This window comes from Campylobacter sp. BCW_4332 (assembly GCF_001763175.1).
Lineage (GTDB): Bacteria > Campylobacterota > Campylobacteria > Campylobacterales > Campylobacteraceae > Campylobacter_D > Campylobacter_D jejuni.
In genome coordinates this window covers 12,528-28,812 of record NZ_MJYF01000069.1, presented here as the reverse complement: position 1 = coordinate 28,812, position 16,285 = coordinate 12,528, and the positions used below count along the sequence as shown (strand labels likewise).

13 protein-coding genes are annotated in these 16,285 nt (G+C 33.1%); 4 read left to right on the top strand and 9 right to left on the bottom strand.

Annotated elements, in window-relative coordinates; all coding sequences use genetic code 11:
* Both gltB and AJN64_RS08820 read left to right on the top strand, forming a co-directional pair.
* Positions 1–4,237, top strand: a 4,237-nt coding sequence (gene gltB / locus AJN64_RS08825; RefSeq protein ID WP_070292893.1) for a glutamate synthase large subunit, incomplete at its 5' end; no start/stop codon positions are given.
* Positions 4,238–4,247: 10 nt separating this feature from the next.
* Positions 4,248–5,693, top strand: a complete 1,446-nt coding sequence (locus AJN64_RS08820) for a glutamate synthase subunit beta (RefSeq protein ID WP_070243335.1) — start codon at positions 4,248–4,250, stop codon at positions 5,691–5,693.
* Here the strand turns inward: AJN64_RS08820 and AJN64_RS08815 are convergent, their stop codons facing one another.
* The 3 genes from AJN64_RS08815 to AJN64_RS08805 all read right to left on the bottom strand — a co-directional run bounded on the left by AJN64_RS08815 (position 5,694) and on the right by AJN64_RS08805 (position 7,254).
* Entirely contained in the window at positions 5,694–6,269 is a 576-nt protein-coding gene (locus AJN64_RS08815) for a ribonuclease HII (RefSeq protein ID WP_070243334.1), read from the bottom strand.
* Positions 6,270–6,302: 33 nt separating this feature from the next.
* Entirely contained in the window at positions 6,303–6,542 is a 240-nt protein-coding gene (locus AJN64_RS08810; RefSeq protein WP_002855574.1) for a ComEA family DNA-binding protein, read from the bottom strand.
* A 64-nt stretch (positions 6,543–6,606) separates the two neighbouring features.
* Positions 6,607–7,254, bottom strand: a complete 648-nt coding sequence (locus tag AJN64_RS08805; RefSeq protein ID WP_002855562.1) for a ferritin family protein — start codon at positions 7,252–7,254, stop codon at positions 6,607–6,609.
* A gap of 158 nt (positions 7,255–7,412) precedes the next feature.
* Here AJN64_RS08805 and ilvD point away from each other — a divergent pair, with 158 nt between their 5' ends.
* Positions 7,413–9,089, top strand: coding sequence for a dihydroxy-acid dehydratase (ilvD, locus tag AJN64_RS08800; protein WP_070292892.1), 1,677 nt, complete (start codon positions 7,413–7,415; stop codon positions 9,087–9,089).
* 11 nt (positions 9,090–9,100) lie between these two features.
* Here the strand turns inward: ilvD and AJN64_RS08795 are convergent, their stop codons facing one another.
* Both AJN64_RS08795 and AJN64_RS08790 read right to left on the bottom strand, forming a co-directional pair.
* Entirely contained in the window at positions 9,101–9,625 is a 525-nt protein-coding gene (locus AJN64_RS08795) for a YagU family protein (protein WP_070292891.1), read from the bottom strand.
* 91 nt (positions 9,626–9,716) lie between these two features.
* The gene (locus AJN64_RS08790) at positions 9,717–10,943 is read right to left on the bottom strand and encodes an HD domain-containing protein (RefSeq protein WP_002866794.1); all 1,227 of its coding nucleotides are present in this window, start codon (positions 10,941–10,943) and stop codon (positions 9,717–9,719) included.
* 76 nt (positions 10,944–11,019) lie between these two features.
* On the opposite strand from AJN64_RS08790, the gene queC reads away from it, so the two are divergent.
* The gene (gene queC, locus AJN64_RS08785; protein ID WP_053872303.1) at positions 11,020–11,694 is read left to right on the top strand and encodes a 7-cyano-7-deazaguanine synthase QueC; all 675 of its coding nucleotides are present in this window, start codon (positions 11,020–11,022) and stop codon (positions 11,692–11,694) included.
* Positions 11,695–11,714: 20 nt separating this feature from the next.
* On the opposite strand, the gene dsbI is transcribed toward queC, so the two are convergent.
* From dsbI to AJN64_RS08765, 4 genes are all read right to left on the bottom strand, one after another.
* Positions 11,715–13,241 carry a disulfide bond formation protein DsbI gene (dsbI, locus tag AJN64_RS08780; RefSeq protein ID WP_070292890.1) on the bottom strand — a complete coding sequence of 509 codons (1,527 nt, stop codon included), beginning with the start codon at positions 13,239–13,241 and terminating at the stop codon, positions 11,715–11,717.
* 11 nt (positions 13,242–13,252) lie between these two features.
* The gene (gene dba / locus AJN64_RS08775; protein WP_002779270.1) at positions 13,253–13,420 is read right to left on the bottom strand and encodes a disulfide bond formation protein Dba; all 168 of its coding nucleotides are present in this window, start codon (positions 13,418–13,420) and stop codon (positions 13,253–13,255) included.
* A gap of 106 nt (positions 13,421–13,526) precedes the next feature.
* Complete coding sequence (locus tag AJN64_RS08770; RefSeq protein WP_002860864.1) at positions 13,527–15,305, bottom strand: methyl-accepting chemotaxis protein; 1,779 nt, start codon at positions 15,303–15,305, stop codon at positions 13,527–13,529.
* Positions 15,295–16,209: a cytochrome-c peroxidase gene (locus tag AJN64_RS08765; protein ID WP_044778565.1), complete on the bottom strand. Its 915-nt coding sequence runs from the start codon at positions 16,207–16,209 to the stop codon at positions 15,295–15,297. The genes AJN64_RS08770 and AJN64_RS08765 overlap by 11 nt, the downstream gene beginning before the upstream one ends.
* Positions 16,210–16,285 lie beyond the last annotated feature (76 nt).

The following is a 16,285-nucleotide window of genomic DNA, read 5'->3' as shown; positions in this document are numbered from 1 at the left end:
TTTTGAACTTCCTAAAAAGGGTGATTATGCCGTAGCGCAGATGTTTTTATCACCCAATACTGATGCAAAAGAAGAAGCAAAAGAGATATTTTTACAAGGTTTAAAGGATAAAAAACTTGAATTTTTAGGTTTTAGAGAAGTGCCTTTTAATCCTAGTGATATAGGTGCAAGTGCTTTAAAAGCTATGCCTTATTTTTTACAAGCCTTTGTGAAAAAACCAAGTAAAATAAGTGCAGGACTTGAGTTTGAAAGAGTGCTTTATAGTACGCGTCGCCTTATAGAAAAAAGAGCTATTAATGTGCCAAAATTTTATTTTTCAAGTTTTTCTTCACGTACCATAGTTTATAAAGGAATGCTTCTTTCAACTCAATTGAGCGATTTTTATCTTGATTTTAAAGATGTCAATATGAAATCAGCCATCGCTTTGGTACATTCTCGCTTTTCGACTAATACCTTTCCAAGTTGGGAAAGAGCACATCCAAACCGCTATATGGTGCATAATGGAGAGATTAATACCATACGCGGAAATGTTGATAGCATAAGAGCTAGAGAAGGTTTGATGCAAAGTGAGTATTTTGAAAATTTAGATGAAATTTTTCCCATCATAGCTAAGCCTAGCAGTGATTCTGCAATGTTTGATAATACTTTAGAATTTTTAGCTCTAAATGGTCGCACTTTAGAAGAAGCTTTTATGATGATGGTGCCAGAACCTTGGCATAAAAATGAAAATATGGAAAGCAAAAAGCGTGCTTTTTATGAGTATCATTCTTTATTGATGGAGCCTTGGGATGGACCTGCTGCTATAGTTTTTACTGATGGAGTGATTATGGGGGCGAGTTTGGATAGAAATGGTTTTCGTCCTTCAAGGTATTATCTTACAAAAGATGATATGCTCATACTTTCAAGTGAAACAGGGGCTTTAAAACTTGATGAAAAAAATATCAAAGCTAAAAAACGCTTAGAACCTGGAAAACTTTTACTCGTTGATACAGCAAGAGGTAGGGTTATAGCTGATAATGAAATCAAAGAGCATTATGCTAATGCTAAGCCTTATAAAAAATGGCTTAAAAATTTAGTTGAACTTGAAAAACAAAAAAGCGGAGTTTATAAACATCAGTTTTTAAAAGAAGATGAGGTTTTAAAACTCCAAAAAGCTTTTGGTTGGAGTTATGATGAGCTTAAAATGAGTGTGGCTGCTATGGCTCAAAATGGTAAAGAAGCTATAGCAGCTATGGGTGTAGATACTCCTTTGGCTATACTTTCTAAAACTTATCAACCTTTGTATAATTATTTTAAACAACTTTTTGCACAAGTAACTAATCCTCCCCTTGATGCCATAAGAGAAGAGATCGTTACTTCTACAAGGATTTATCTAGGAAGCGAAGGCAATTTATTAAAACCCGATGAAAACAATGCAAAACGTGTAAAAATAGCCTTGCCTGTGATAAGTAATGAAGAACTTTTTGAAGTTAAGGCTTTAAATAAATTTCAAGTTAAAGAATTTTCTATACTTTATGATTATTCTAAAAAAACTTTAGAAAAGGCTTTAGATGAACTTTGTGTTAAGATAGAAGATGAGGTTAAAAAAGGTGTTTCTATTATCATTTTAAGCGATAAAGGAGTGGATGAAAAAAACGCTTATATCCCCGCTTTGCTTGCTGTTTCTGGAGTGCATAATCATCTAGTAAGAAAAAATTTAAGAACACACACAAGTCTTATCATCGAAAGTGGTGAACCTAGAGAAATTCATCATTTTGCATGTCTTTTAGGCTATGGTGCGACTGTTATTAATCCTTATTTGGTTTATGAGAGCATACAAAAACTCATTACCAATAAAGATTTAAATTTAAGTTATGAAAAGGCGGTAGAAAATTTCATCAAGGCAAGTTCAAGTGGCATAGTCAAAATTGCTTCTAAAATGGGAGTTTCTACCTTGCAAAGTTATAATGGCTCTGCACTTTTTGAATGTCTGGGCTTAAGCTCTAAGGTGATTGATAAATACTTCACTTCTACAACTTCACGCATTGAAGGTATGGATTTAGAAGATTTTGAAAAAGAGCTCATTGCTTTACACAAATATGCTTTTAACGATACACATAAGGCTTTAGATTCTAAAGGAATTCATGGTTTTAGAAGTGCTAAAGAAGAACATTTAATCGATCCGCTTGTGATTTTTAATCTTCAGCAAGCCTGCCGCAACAAAGACTATAAAAGCTTTAAAAAATACTCGGCTTTAGTAGATGAAAAACAAGTTAATTTGCGTTCTTTGATGGAATTTGATTTTAGTGAAGCTATCAGTATAGATAAGGTTGAAAGCGTAGAAAGTATAGTTAAACGCTTTAGAACAGGAGCGATGAGTTATGGTTCTATTTCTAAAGAAGCACACGAGTGTTTAGCACAGGCTATGAATAAAATAGGTGCTAAATCAAATTCAGGTGAAGGTGGCGAGGATGAAGAACGCTATGAAATCAAAGAGGGTGTGGATAAAAACTCAGCCATTAAGCAAGTAGCAAGTGGGCGTTTTGGCGTGGATTTAAACTACTTAAGTCATGCAAAAGAAATTCAAATCAAAGTCGCTCAAGGCGCAAAACCAGGTGAAGGCGGACAATTAATGGGCTTTAAAGTCTATCCTTGGATAGCTAAGGCTAGACATTCTACTGCAGGTGTGACGCTTATTTCCCCACCTCCTCATCATGATATTTATTCTATAGAAGATTTAGCTCAACTTATTTATGACCTAAAAAATGCTAACAAAGACGCTAAAATTTCAGTAAAACTTGTAAGCGAAAATGGCATAGGAACGGTTGCTGCAGGTGTGGCTAAGGCAGGAGCGAATTTAATCCTTGTTTCAGGTTATGATGGAGGTACAGGTGCAAGTCCTAGAACTTCTATACCGCATGCAGGAATTCCTTGGGAGTTAGGTTTGGCTGAAACACATCAAACTTTGATTTTAAATAAGCTTAGAGATAGGGTAAGATTAGAAACTGATGGAAAGCTTATGAATGGGCGTGATTTAGCCATAGCGGCACTTTTAGGAGCTGAAGAATTTGGTTTTGCAACCGCGCCTTTGATTGTTTTAGGTTGTACGATGATGAGAGTTTGTCATCTCAATACCTGTCCTTTTGGTATAGCCACTCAAGATACAGAACTTAGAGATCGTTTCAAAGGCAAAGTGGATGATGTGATTAATTTCATGTATTTTATAGCCCAGGAGCTTAGAGAATACATGGCAAGGCTTGGTTTTGAACGCCTAGATGATATGATAGGTCGTGTGGATAAACTCCGCCAAAAAAGTGTGCAAGGTAAAGCAGGAAAGCTAAATTTAGATAAAATTTTAAAATCCTTGCCTACTTATAATAGAACTGCTGTGCATTTTAAAGATTATAAAGACAATAAACTTGAAAAAACGATTGATTATAGAATTTTACTACCACTTTGTAAAAATGCTGTGGAGAAAAAAGAGCCTATCAAACTTTCTTTAGAAGTAGGAAATCAAAGTCGTACTTTTGCAACTATGCTTTCAAGTGAAATTTTAAAAACTTATGGAAAAGATGCTTTAGATGAAGATAGTATCCATATCAAAGCTATAGGCAATGCAGGTAATAGCTTTGGAGCGTTTTTGTTAAAGGGCATTAAACTTGAGATTATAGGCGATAGCAATGATTATTTAGGCAAGGGTTTAAGTGGTGGCAAAATCATAGCAAAAATTTCAAATGAAGCTACTTTTTCGCCTGAAGAAAATATCATCGCAGGAAATGCTTGTTTATACGGAGCAACTGAGGGTGAAGTGTATTTAGATGGTATAGCAGGGGAAAGATTCTGTGTAAGAAATTCAGGAGCTTTGGCTGTGGTTTTAGGAACAGGCGTGCATGGTTGTGAATATATGACAGGTGGGCAAGTTGTAGTTCTTGGAGATGTGGGTGCGAATTTCGCTGCTGGTATGAGTGGGGGCGTTGTTTATATTTTTGGAAGACACAATGAAGCTCATGTAAATACCGAGCTTGTGGATATTAAAGATCTTAATGCTAAGGATGAAAAAGAATTAAAAGCTGTGATAGAAAAACATATCGCTTATACAGATTCTAAAAAGGCTAAAGATATTTTAGAAAAATTCGATAAAAAAGACTTTTTTAAAGTCATGCCAAGAGATTATGAAAAGATGTTAAAAATGCTTGATCTTTGTAAAAATGAAAAAGATCCAAATTTAGCAGCATTTTTGAAAATCACACAAAAATAAGGAGTAAAAAATGGGAAATGCAAGAGGTTTTTTAGACTTTAAAAGAATGGATTTTAAAAAAATTGCTCCCAAGGAAAGGGTTTTAAATTTCAAAGAATTTACTATACCTTTGGATAAAAAAGAACAAGAAATTCAGGGCGGACGATGTATGGATTGTGGTGTGGCCTTTTGTCATACGGGCGTGATGAGCGAAGGAAAAGATATAGGCTGTCCTTTAAACAATCTCATTCCTGAATGGAACGATCTTATTTATCATTCTTTATGGAAAGAAGCTTATGAAAGACTTGAACTTACTAATCCTTTTCCTGAATTTACCGGTCGTGTTTGCCCTGCTCCTTGTGAAGATTCTTGTGTGTGTGCGATAAATGGTGTAAGCGTGAGCATCAAAAATAATGAATTATCCATTATAGAAAATGCTTTTAAGGAAAATTTAGTAAGAGTAAATAAACCTAAGCAATACAATGGCAAAAAAATCGCTATCATAGGAAGTGGACCCGCTGGACTTGCTTGTGCTAATACTTTAAATTCACTAGGTTATAAAGTAAGTGTTTTTGAAAGAAGCGATAAAATAGGCGGACTTTTGATGTATGGCATCCCTGATATGAAGCTTGATAAAAGTATAGTTCAAAGACGGGTGGATTTGCTTAAAAAAAGCGGGATTGAATTTAAAGTGAATGAAAATATAGACAGCAAAGATAAGGTTTCAAAACTTCTAAAAGAATTTGATGCTTTGGTGCTTTGTACAGGAGCAAGTAAGCCTATAGATCTTGATATAGAAGGTAGAAAGCTAAAAGGGGTTGAATTTGCCCTTGATTTTTTAACGCAAAATACCAAAACTTTGTTAAAAACAGGCAAGGGTGCAGATACGGCCAAAGGTAAAAATGTCTTGGTTATAGGAAGCGGGGATACAAGTATTGATTGTATCGCTGTAGCGACAAGACAAGGGGCTAAATCTATAGTGCGTTTTGAAAGAAGTCCAAAAAGACCTTTGCAAAGAAGCCAAAACAATCCTTGGCCTTTAAAAGCTGACATTTTTACTACTGATTATGGTTTAGAAGAAGCCATTGCTGTATATGGCAAAGATCCTAGGGAATATCAAAAAATGACAAAGAAATTTTTAGGAAAAACTCATGTAGAAGGTGTTGAAGCAAATGATTTAAAACGCGAGTTTAAAGAAGGCAAAGCTATAAATGTTGAAATTCCAAATTCTAAAAAAACTTATAAAGCGGATTTAGTGCTTTTAGCTATGGGTTTTAGCGGGTGCGAAGAAGCTATCGCTAAAAATTTTGGAGTGAAATTAGATGAGAAAAACAACATAAGCACAGAAAAATTCCAAACCACTCATAAAAAAATCTTTGCTTGTGGAGATGCTAGAAAAGGACAATCTTTAGTTGTTTGGGCTATAAAAGATGGTATAGAATGTGCTTTGAGTTTGCATCAAAATTTAGCAAAATAATCATAAAAGTTTAAAACTTTTTCGGTGGAGTTTGCAAATTCCAAATTTAGCTATAAGTTCTTTATGAGCTTTTGTGCCATAGGCTTTGTTTTTTTCAAATTTATAATAAGGAAAGTCTTTAGCTAAGAAATTCATCACCCTATCTTTACTAACTTTTGCAAGTATGCTAGCTGCACTTACTTGCAAAATGCTAGCATCGGCTTTGATTTGTGTTTTTATCCCATTTATACCTAGGTTGGTATTTCCATCATATAAGAAGTTATTTTCTGTTTTAAAATGCTTTTTTATAAGCTTTAAGCCTGTTTTTAAACAAGTGCTTAAGCCTAGTGCGTCGATTTGTTCTGAAGAAAAAGCAAGTATGAGATAGTTTGAATTTTTGATGATGATTTCATAAAGTTCTTCGCGTTTTTTTTCGCTTAGTTTTTTAGAATCGCACAACCCATCAAGTTTTTTGTTCAGTTTGCAAGCTGCCATCATCATAGGACCTGCTAAAGCACCGCGTCCTGCTTCATCAATACCGATTAAATTTATATCAAATTCGTTTAAAAGTTCTTTTGTGTCAAATAAAGTTTTCAAAATTTTTCTAAAAAGAAGGGCAAAAATGCCCTTTTATTCTACTGTGATATCATTTTTGATTTTTTCAAAAAGCTTATCACCTATGCCTTTAACTTTTTTAAGATCATCAATACTTGTAAAATTTGCTTCTTTGCGGTATTCTAAAATCGCTTTAGCCTTAGCTTCGCCAATACCATTTAAACTTTTTAATTCTTTTAGTGTTGCAGTGTTGATATTTACAGCACCAAAGAGAAAAGCCGTTAAAGCAAAAAATAAAAATAGTAATTTTTTCATTTTCTTATCCTTTTATTAAAAAATAATTATAATATTATCTTAAAAAGGATAAGAATTTCTTAACTTAACCCAAAAATTCGCGTTTAAAATACTCTTTTGGTGCTTTACATAAAGGACAGGCTGCTGGAGCTTTTTTACCACGATGTATATGTCCACATACTTCACAAACCCATAATTCTTCTACTTCGCTATTAAAAAATTCTTCTTCTTCAAGCATTTTTTTAAGCGCTAGATATTCTCTTTCGTGTTCGATTTCTACTTTACCAATAGCTGTAAATAATCTCGCTATAGCCTTTTTGCCTTCATCTTCAGCAATTTTTGCAAAATTTGGATACATAGTTGTGTGCTCATAGTTTTCACCTTCTGCGGCACTTACTAGGTTTTTTGTAGTTACTTCTAAAGGTTTGCCATCAACGATTTCATGATATGCTTTAAATTCTGCTCTTGCATGCCATTTTTCATTTTCAGCTGCTTCTCTAAAATGTCTAGCAACCGCGTGCCAACCTTCTTCTTCAGCTACATCAGCAAACAAATCGTATTTGTTTCTTGCCATAGATTCGCCTGCAAAAGCTTTCATCAAATTTACTGCAGTTAAATCTGTAGTGATACATTTCATTTCTTCACCACAACAACTAAGTTTACCACCGCCTACATTTTGAACTTCTACTTCATTGCCACATTTTTGGCATTTATAGGTTTCATATTGTCTCATTTTGACTCCTTTTTGATTATCAAAAAGCATTGTATTATAAAAAAATATTTTTGTCAATTAATAATTTTTATCATTTATGAAAATGTATATCAAAATAAATTTCACAAAAATTAAGCTTTGCTAAATATAATTTTAAAAAATTATTATCAGGAGTTACAATGAGAAGCGATGCGATAAAAAAAGGACATTTAAAAGCACCTAATCGTTCTTTACTTCGTGCTTGTGGTTTGAAAGATGAAGATTTTGACAAACCTTTTATAGGTGTAGCAAATAGCTATATAGACATAATCCCAGGGCATTATTTTTTAAATGATTATGCTAAAATCATTAAAGATGAGATACGCAAAAATGGTTGTGTGCCTTTTGAGTTTAATACCATAGGTGTAGATGATGGTATAGCTATGGGGCATGAAGGTATGCTTTATTCTTTACCAAGTCGTGAAATTATCGCAAATTCCATTGAAACAGTGATGAATGCTCATCAACTTGATGCTTTAATCTGTATCCCAAACTGCGATAAAATCACTCCTGGTATGTTAATGGGAGCTTTAAGGGTTAATGTTCCAACCATTTTTGTAAGTGGTGGGCCTATGGCTTCAGGAGTAACCAAAAAAGGAGAAAAGATCAGTCTTAGCTCTGTTTTTGAAGCTGTAGGGGCTTATGAAGCCAAAAAAATTAGCGAAGAAGAATTTAAAGACATAGAATGTTCAGCCTGTCCAAGTGGTGGATCTTGCTCGGGAATGTTTACGGCAAATTCCATGAATACCTTATGCGAAGCTATGGGTATAGCACTAGAAGGTAATGGAACCATTTTAGCTTTAAGCAAAGAAAGAGAAGAGCTTTTAAGAAAAGCAGCGCGTCGTATTTGTGAAATCGCCTTAGATGAGCGTTTTAAAATTCGCAATATCATCACTCAAAAAGCCGTGCGTAATGCTATGGTAGTAGATATGGCAATGGGTGGAAGTAGCAATACTGTTTTACACATGCTTGCCATTTCACGTGAAGCAGGGGTAGCACTAGATATTAAAGATTTAAATTTCATCTCAAGCAAAGTTGCACACATAGCAAAAATAGCCCCATCGCTAAATAGTGTTTATATGGATGATATCCACAAAGCAGGAGGTGTGAGTGCAGTTATGGCTGAAATTTCAAGCAGACAAGGACATATTTTAGAACTTGATGCACTGACTATCACAGGAGAAAGTCTCAAAGAACGCTTAAAAAATGCCAAAATCAAAGATGAAAATATCATTCGTAGAGTAGATAATGCTTACTCAAAAGTAGGTGGACTTGCTATTTTGTTTGGAAATTTAGCTGAGCAAGGTTGTGTCATAAAAACCGCAGGAATAGTTGGAGAAAGAAAATTTAAAGGCAAAGCTGTTTGTTTTAACTCTCAAGATGAAGCTATAAAAGGCATTATCAAAGGCAAGGTGCAAAAAGGAAATGTTTGTGTGATACGCTATGAAGGTCCAAAAGGTGGCCCTGGTATGCAAGAAATGTTAAGTCCTACTTCACTTTTAATGGGTATGGGTTTGGGCGCTGATGTAGCTTTAATCACCGATGGTCGTTTTAGCGGGGCTACAAGGGGTTTAAGCGTGGGTCATATTTCCCCTGAAGCAGCTGAAGGTGGTCTTATAGGACTTTTAAAAGATGGAGATGAAATAGAAATTGATGTAGATGCTTATACCATCCATGCAAATTTAAGTGAAGAAGAAATCGCTAAACGCAAAAAAGAATTTGTATTACCTCAAAAAGAAGTGCCTTCAAGATGGCTTAGAATGTATCAAAAACTTGTTAGCAATGCTAGTAAAGGTGCAGTTTTAGATATGGAATGAAAGGAAACCTTTCATTCTTCTATTTCTTTAGTTATACGATTTCTTATATCTCTACGAACTATTTCCATACCCCACAGCCAAACAATATGGCCAAAAATTTCAGACAGGTGTTCATCAAAAGGAATTTCAGAAAGTGGTGGAACTTCTGCAATTAAAGGCATTACAATAACATGGGCAAAAAGATAAACAAAAAATCCAAAAACTGCACCTTGCCACATAGTAATACGGTGCCATTTTTCCGCTATCATACAATAAGCTACTCCAAAAACAATAGAAAAACCAACATGCACTATAAAAATTGACAAAGGCATTTGCATACCTGAAAACATATAAGTCCAATCAGTAGGTAAGCCTAGTTGTTCTAGAAAAATTTTAGGTGGAGTAACACGTTCTAAAGCATCTGCTGGCCAAAAAACATTGGGATTTCTTGGAGGAAAAGGTACTTCCCAACCCCATTTAACAATAGCTCCGAAAATACCCGCTAATATACCTATAAAAAAGGTTAAAGTATAGCGCTTTTGAAAGTATTTTTTCATAATAACTCCTTTATATTTTATACAAAATAAAATTTGAATTTATAATATTTTTGTTTAAAATATATTGAAAATAGGAGCATAAAAATCTTATTTAAATTTTAAAATACTCTCTTAAACTTTCACAAATTTCAAAAAAATTTACCCCATCTATAGTAGGATTTTCTTTAAAAAACTCATACATTCCTAAAAAACCACTTTCAAGTTCTTTAGACTTTACACCATAGCTTATACTAAGTCCTGCTTCTATATAAGCAGCAATTTTATCGCAGTATTTAAGCGCCTTACCATCTATAGCACCAAATTCATTTTCATTAAAAGAACTTAAACTTCCGCTACAAAGCTCTATTTTAGCATTTTTATAAGTGCGATTTTCAAACTCATTTTTTACAAAATTTGACTCATCGTTTCTACCTTCTCTAATACCTAAAATATAAGAAAACTCAGCCCTTAAACCCTCAGGAACGAAGGGTAAAATTCTTTCATTAATAAGTTTCATTTCATAATCATTTATGATATCATGAAGCCCATCAATACCGTATTTTACAGGGCTGATAATATCACGCGTTAAAGACTCTGGCAAATCATGAAACAAAGCACAATAAAAATTATTCTCAAGTCTTTTATCGCAAGCCTTGATTTTTAGTGAGTAAAAATATCCCAAAATCGCCACCACAAGCATATGTCCTAAAACCGCAGTTTCTGGTATGCGTGGAGTTTGAGCCCAACGCTTTTGAAAGCGAAGTCTTCCGCTAAGATCGATGATTTTGGCTATTTTTTGATTTAAAGCGATTTTTCTAGCTCCTATAAGCTCATAGTAATCTTCTAATTCTTCTTCAACTTTGTTTTTAATCTCATCAATATCATTTAAAAAAGCTGAGGTTTGATAAACTATGTTAAATTCCCATCTTGTAGCAAAATACGAAGCTGCTTTTAAGATAAGCCTTTCTTTAGCGTAAGCATTGCCGTTTAAATACGCTTCAAAACGCTTTAAAAACTCTCCTTCTTCTATATCTTCTATCATAGGTTCGATTTTGCTTAAAACCCAAGCATTAACTTCAGCTTTTTTTTGACGCACGATTTCATGATACACATCAGGGCGTATATCGGTTACTACCACACGACTTAAAAACTCAAAAATTCCCCCTTCTATAATCACTCTCATATCCACATCTTTTTCCATTTTAGCAATAAAATATGCGATGATGAATTTATGAGCTTGTTTGTCAAGCTCAACCAAATTTGCCATTCTTGGATAATCATTCCAACGACTGATAGAAGCGGCTTTAAAAATGTGTTCTATGAGTTTTATGTTTATCATGCTTTTGCCTTTTTTGCAATTTAAATTTAAAAATTTTCGTTAAAATTGCGAAATTATAGCAAATTTAAGGATAAAAATGAGTAAAAAAGCACTTTGTATCATAAGTGGCGGTATGGATAGTACTTTGTGTGCTTATCTAGCCAAAAAAGAAGGTTATGAAATCATCGCTTTGCATTTTGATTATGAACAACGCACTCAAGAGAAAGAAAGAGAATGTTTTAAGCAAATTTGCAAGGCTTTAAAAGTAGAAAAATCTTATATTTTAGATGTGACTTTTATCAAAGATATAGGGGGTAATGCCTTAACCGATAAAAGTATAGACATTCCTAAAAATGAGCTTTGCATAAGCGATACCCCACCTATCACCTATGTGCCTTTTCGCAATGGAATTTTCTTAAGCATAGCAGGATCTTTGGCTGAAAAGGAAAATTGTGAGAGTATTTTTATAGGGGTGGTAGAAGAAGATGGCAGTGGTTATCCTGACTGTACTGATGAGTTTATACAAAAGGCACAAGAATTTATCAATGAAGGTACGAGTAAGAATTTCAAAGTTTGTATAAAAACTCCGCTTGTTAGACTGAACAAAGCTAAAATTGTAGAACTAGCCTTAAAAGAAAATGTACCTTTAGAACTTACTTGGTCTTGTTATGAGAGTGAAGATGAAGCATGTGGGGAGTGCGATAGTTGTTTGCTTCGTTTAAGAGGTTTTGAAAAAGCAGGGTTTAAAGATAAGATCAAATATAAGTCCTAGTTTTCACTAGGACTTAAAGCTTAGTTTAGAGTATAAAGCTTGTTTGCTCCATCTTGATAAGAAAGAATGTTGATTTTTCCATCTTTAAAGAAAATGCTTCTAGCATTAGTGATAGAGCTTGGGAAAGCGATAGTTTTTACTACTTCTTCCTTAACTGGATCAATTACGGCAATCACATTGTGATTTTTGCTTAGTGCATAAATTTCTCCATCTTTAAAAGTCATAGAAGTTACATAAAGATCGCCTAAAGTTTTACCTTCTTTAAGATTTGCTTTTGGAGTAAATTCTCCTGAAAGAACACGATCTTTTAAAGAAATTTTAGAGATTACAAAAGTTTTAGCGTCTTTGTTGTTTGGAACAGTTGCAAGATAAAGATAATTTCCATCTGTAGTCATGCTTGCTACATGGTTAAATTTTGCTCTTACAGTATCAAGTCTTCCACGACCTAAACCTTCGCCTTGGCCTTTAAATTTATCATTACCTTTTACAAAATCAGCGTATTGTTTAGCGATATCTTCTTCACTTGCATTAAGATTTTTTGCAAATCTTAAGAAAGATTTGTTTGAGCCCATAAGAATGAATTTATCGTTCATATAAGGTATGATGCCAATAATTGGATCGATAGTAGCTGAAAAATAAGGATCAAGCTCAAAACCTTCTTTAACGCTAAAATTATTATCTAAGAAAGCCACATCCCATTTAGAGCTTGCTACAAATTCATTGTTGATATAATCAAGAGTATTGATGGCTTTGTCAAAATTTATAGTTTGTTCATTTGTGATTTTAAGCTCATCATTGATTTTTGCAAATGGAGCATTGTTGATATCATTATCAAATTTTATGCCAAGTTTTTCACTTGCAGGTGCAAAAGCATAATCAGGAGCTTTAACATCGCGCTTTCCTAAGAAAGAAATATTTTGCCATAAACCATTCCAACCTTCTTTACTCCAAATGATGTATTTTGGATTTAAGCTAAATCTTACAGGATCGCCTTGTCCCACATAAGGAGGAATTCCTGTGCTTACAAAAGCTTGGAAAACATTTGAAGCTACTACAATCGCACTGATAACTACAGCTGCGAGAGAAAATTTCGTATATTTTCTAAATTTTTCTCCATTTAATTCTGCTTCAAAAGCATTAAATTTAGGAGCAAAAGCAAAAATCACACCTAAAAGCAATACAACAGCCCAAAATACCACTTCAGCCCAAAAATAAGTATGGATACCAAAAACTGCTAAACCAAAACCTTGATCTAAATCTCTATGAGCGTGATTGCCATAGTGAGCAAAAGATTGATAAAGGCCTACTGCTGTCATGATTAAAAGAGCAGCAAGGTATTTACCTTTCATACCATAACGAACAATGAAAAGCGCCATCACACCGATAAAGATCATTGCTTCTCTTTGTCCCCAGCAAAGTGTGCAGGGACTATCACCCAACATATAACCAAATACAAAATTTGCAATACCTACAGGTAAGAGTATGATCAAAAAGCCTGCTAAACACATTAGTGTGTAGAAATTTTTTGTTTTATTGATTTCGTTCATTTAGCCCTCCCTTACAGATTCATTATTGTTAATAGTGCGCCTGTTTTGTGGCCAACATAGAAAAAAACCATTAAAAGCCAAGCTACCATTACTAAACCAAAAGCCAAATTTTCTTTTTCTGGTTTTTTGATAATCAGTATCAAGGCGATTAAAACTAATAAAAGTTCAAGAAACTCCATAGTATCTCCTTATGAAATAAAAACCGTTAATTTTACTTTAAAAACATAAATTAAAGATAAATTTTTTATTAAAATTTCGTGTTAATTTAAATTAACACGAAAAAAGTTACTGAAAGCTACTTAATTTTTCAGAGAGTTTAGACGCACCATTTAGAACATTTTGAGAGATATTATTGATTTCGGATGATAAATCTTTAACAGAATTTGCAAGTTCATTAACCTTGTCTATGCTTGTTCCTAGGATAAGCATTTTATCTTTTACTTCCATGCTTTTATCTTTCATGGTTTGGGTTGATTCTATAGAGCTTTCTAGTTTATGCATAGAATTTACAAGTTCTTGTTGTAAATCATTGGTTTTTAAAGAGGTTTCTTTCATAGAATCATGGATAAGATCCATCAAGGCTTTGTTGTCATTGATTTGTTGGACTATAGCATTAACAGTAGCATTTATATTTAAAAGAGATTTACTTGTTTTATCGGCAAGTTGACCTACTTCATCAGCAACAACTGCAAAACCCCGTCCATGTTCGCCCGCTCTTGCAGCTTCAATAGCTGCATTCAAGGCAAGTAAATTGGTTTGATCGGCTATATCTCTAATAGAACTTGTAATTTCTATGATATTATCTGCACTTTGAGTTAGATTATCCATATTGGCTACTATATTTTGCTCTTTTTCATTATTTTCATTTATTAAATTTACAAGTTCAGATAGAGTAAGTTCTACCTTATCCATCAGTATGTGCATATCTTGCATATTTTCTATGCTTTCTTGTGCTAAATTTCCCGCAAGATTGATATGATCATCTAGGACATAGGTGATTTCTTTAACGCCTTGAATTTGTTCATGTTGTGAATTAGAACTGTTTTCAAGCATCATAGAGTTGTTTTTGAGCTTTTGTGAATTTTGATGACTTGATTTAGCATTTTCTATGGCTTCTATGATTGAGTTTTGAACGGTGGATATAAATGAATTAATATATTGAGCACTTTGTCCAAGTTCGCTTTTTGGATCTATATTTAAACGAGAGTGTAGATTGGCTTCTTTACTAGCTAAATTAGCGCTTAGTTTTTCTAAAGTATGAATTGGCATGATGACTTTTTTTAGTGTTAATAAAATAAAAAATACAAATAATACAAGAGTGATTCCAAATACTGTTAAAGCGATATAAAATTTAAATAAATTAGATTGTTCTACAGCATTTTGAGTGAAAGCGTTAAGTTGTTTTAACTCTTTCATAAGAGAATTATTCTCATAAATAGAAGAATTATCTTGCATAATAGAAATCTGTTTTACAATCATTTTATAGTGTTTTAGAAAAAGTTGTAAATTTTCACTTTTTGTATCGTTTTTGATTTCTTTCATAAGGCTGTTGAGTTGATTGAGTGTTGTTTTTTGCAAAATACTTTCAGTTGAAAGAACGCTTAACATAGAACTCATTGTTCTATAGTTGTTTTTATTTGTTTCATGGTTTTGTTCTAATTCTTCAAAATAATTTTTAGCTAACTCAAACAAATAAAGTTTTGAATTTACCGCTATGGAATTTGCGGATTTGAAATAATTAAGCTGGATTAGTTTGGCATTAAAAATTTCTTCCGCTTTGCTTATATCAATCCCAAAAGTTTTAAGTTTTTTAAAGTTTTCTTGCATTTTTTTTATTGCTTGAACACTTGGATCATAGTTAATAAAATTAAAACTATTTTGAAAAACGGAATTGATTTTTTCATCTGAAATTTGTAGCTGTTGAACTATGTTTATTAAGTCTTTATTATCTTTAGATGAGGAGTAGTTGTTAAAAATAATACCTAGCAAAACAAGAATAAAAGCTAAAACTAGCGTAGATAAAATAATAAATTTTATCAAAAATGAACTTTTTTTATTTGTCATGATATTCTCCTGTCAAGCTTTCTAGGAATGCAACTATATTATCAACTGTTTTTTGATCTAAAAATTTTCCTAGTTGATAGTAAGCCATAAACTGAACACAAGCATCTAAAGTAGGTATAGAACCATCATGAAAATAAGGCGCGGTTTTGGCTATATTTCTTAAACTAGGAACCTTAAATATCATTTTATCAGCTTCTCTTTTTGTGATTTCATAGCGTCCTAAATCTTCTTGATTTGGGTATTCTTCAAAAATACCGATTTTTTGAAACATATTTCCACCTATATTTTGACCTTGATGACAAGAAATGCAGCCATTAGCTTTAAAATCTTCATAACCTTTTTTAGCTTGAGCTGAAATAGCATTTTGATCTCCGCTAAGATAGCGATCAAAAGGAGAATTTGGAGTGATTAAGGTTTTTTCAAATTCTGCAACTGCAAGAGCTATGTTTTCTACCGTAACTTCTCCATAAAGTTTTTTAAAAGTTTTTACATAATCTTCATTAGAATTAACTTTTTGTAAAAGAAGTTCAGGACTTAGTCCCATTTCTTTTGGATTAAAAAAAGGCACTTTTGCTTGTTCTGCTAAATCTTTGGCTCTGCCATTCCAAAATTGCACAAAATTAAACACAGAATTAAAGGTTGTAGGAGTGTTAAAAGGTTTATCAAGTTGATTATCAACTCCTATTGAAAATTCAAGTCCATCAACGCCGTGTTGATCAAGCCTATGGCAGGTATTACATGAAACTTTTCCATCTTTGGATAAGCTTTTATCCATATAAAGACTTTTTCCAAGCTTAGCTTTTTCTTTATCATAAGGGATGGAATTTGGAATAGGGGTTATCATATCTACTGCAAAGACTATATTTGCATAAGATAAACATAAAATTATTATTATTTTTTTCATAATAAATTTCTACCTTAAGTTTAAATTTCTCAGAATGTCATTATACTTTAATTTTGGTAAATTGTTTAATATATTG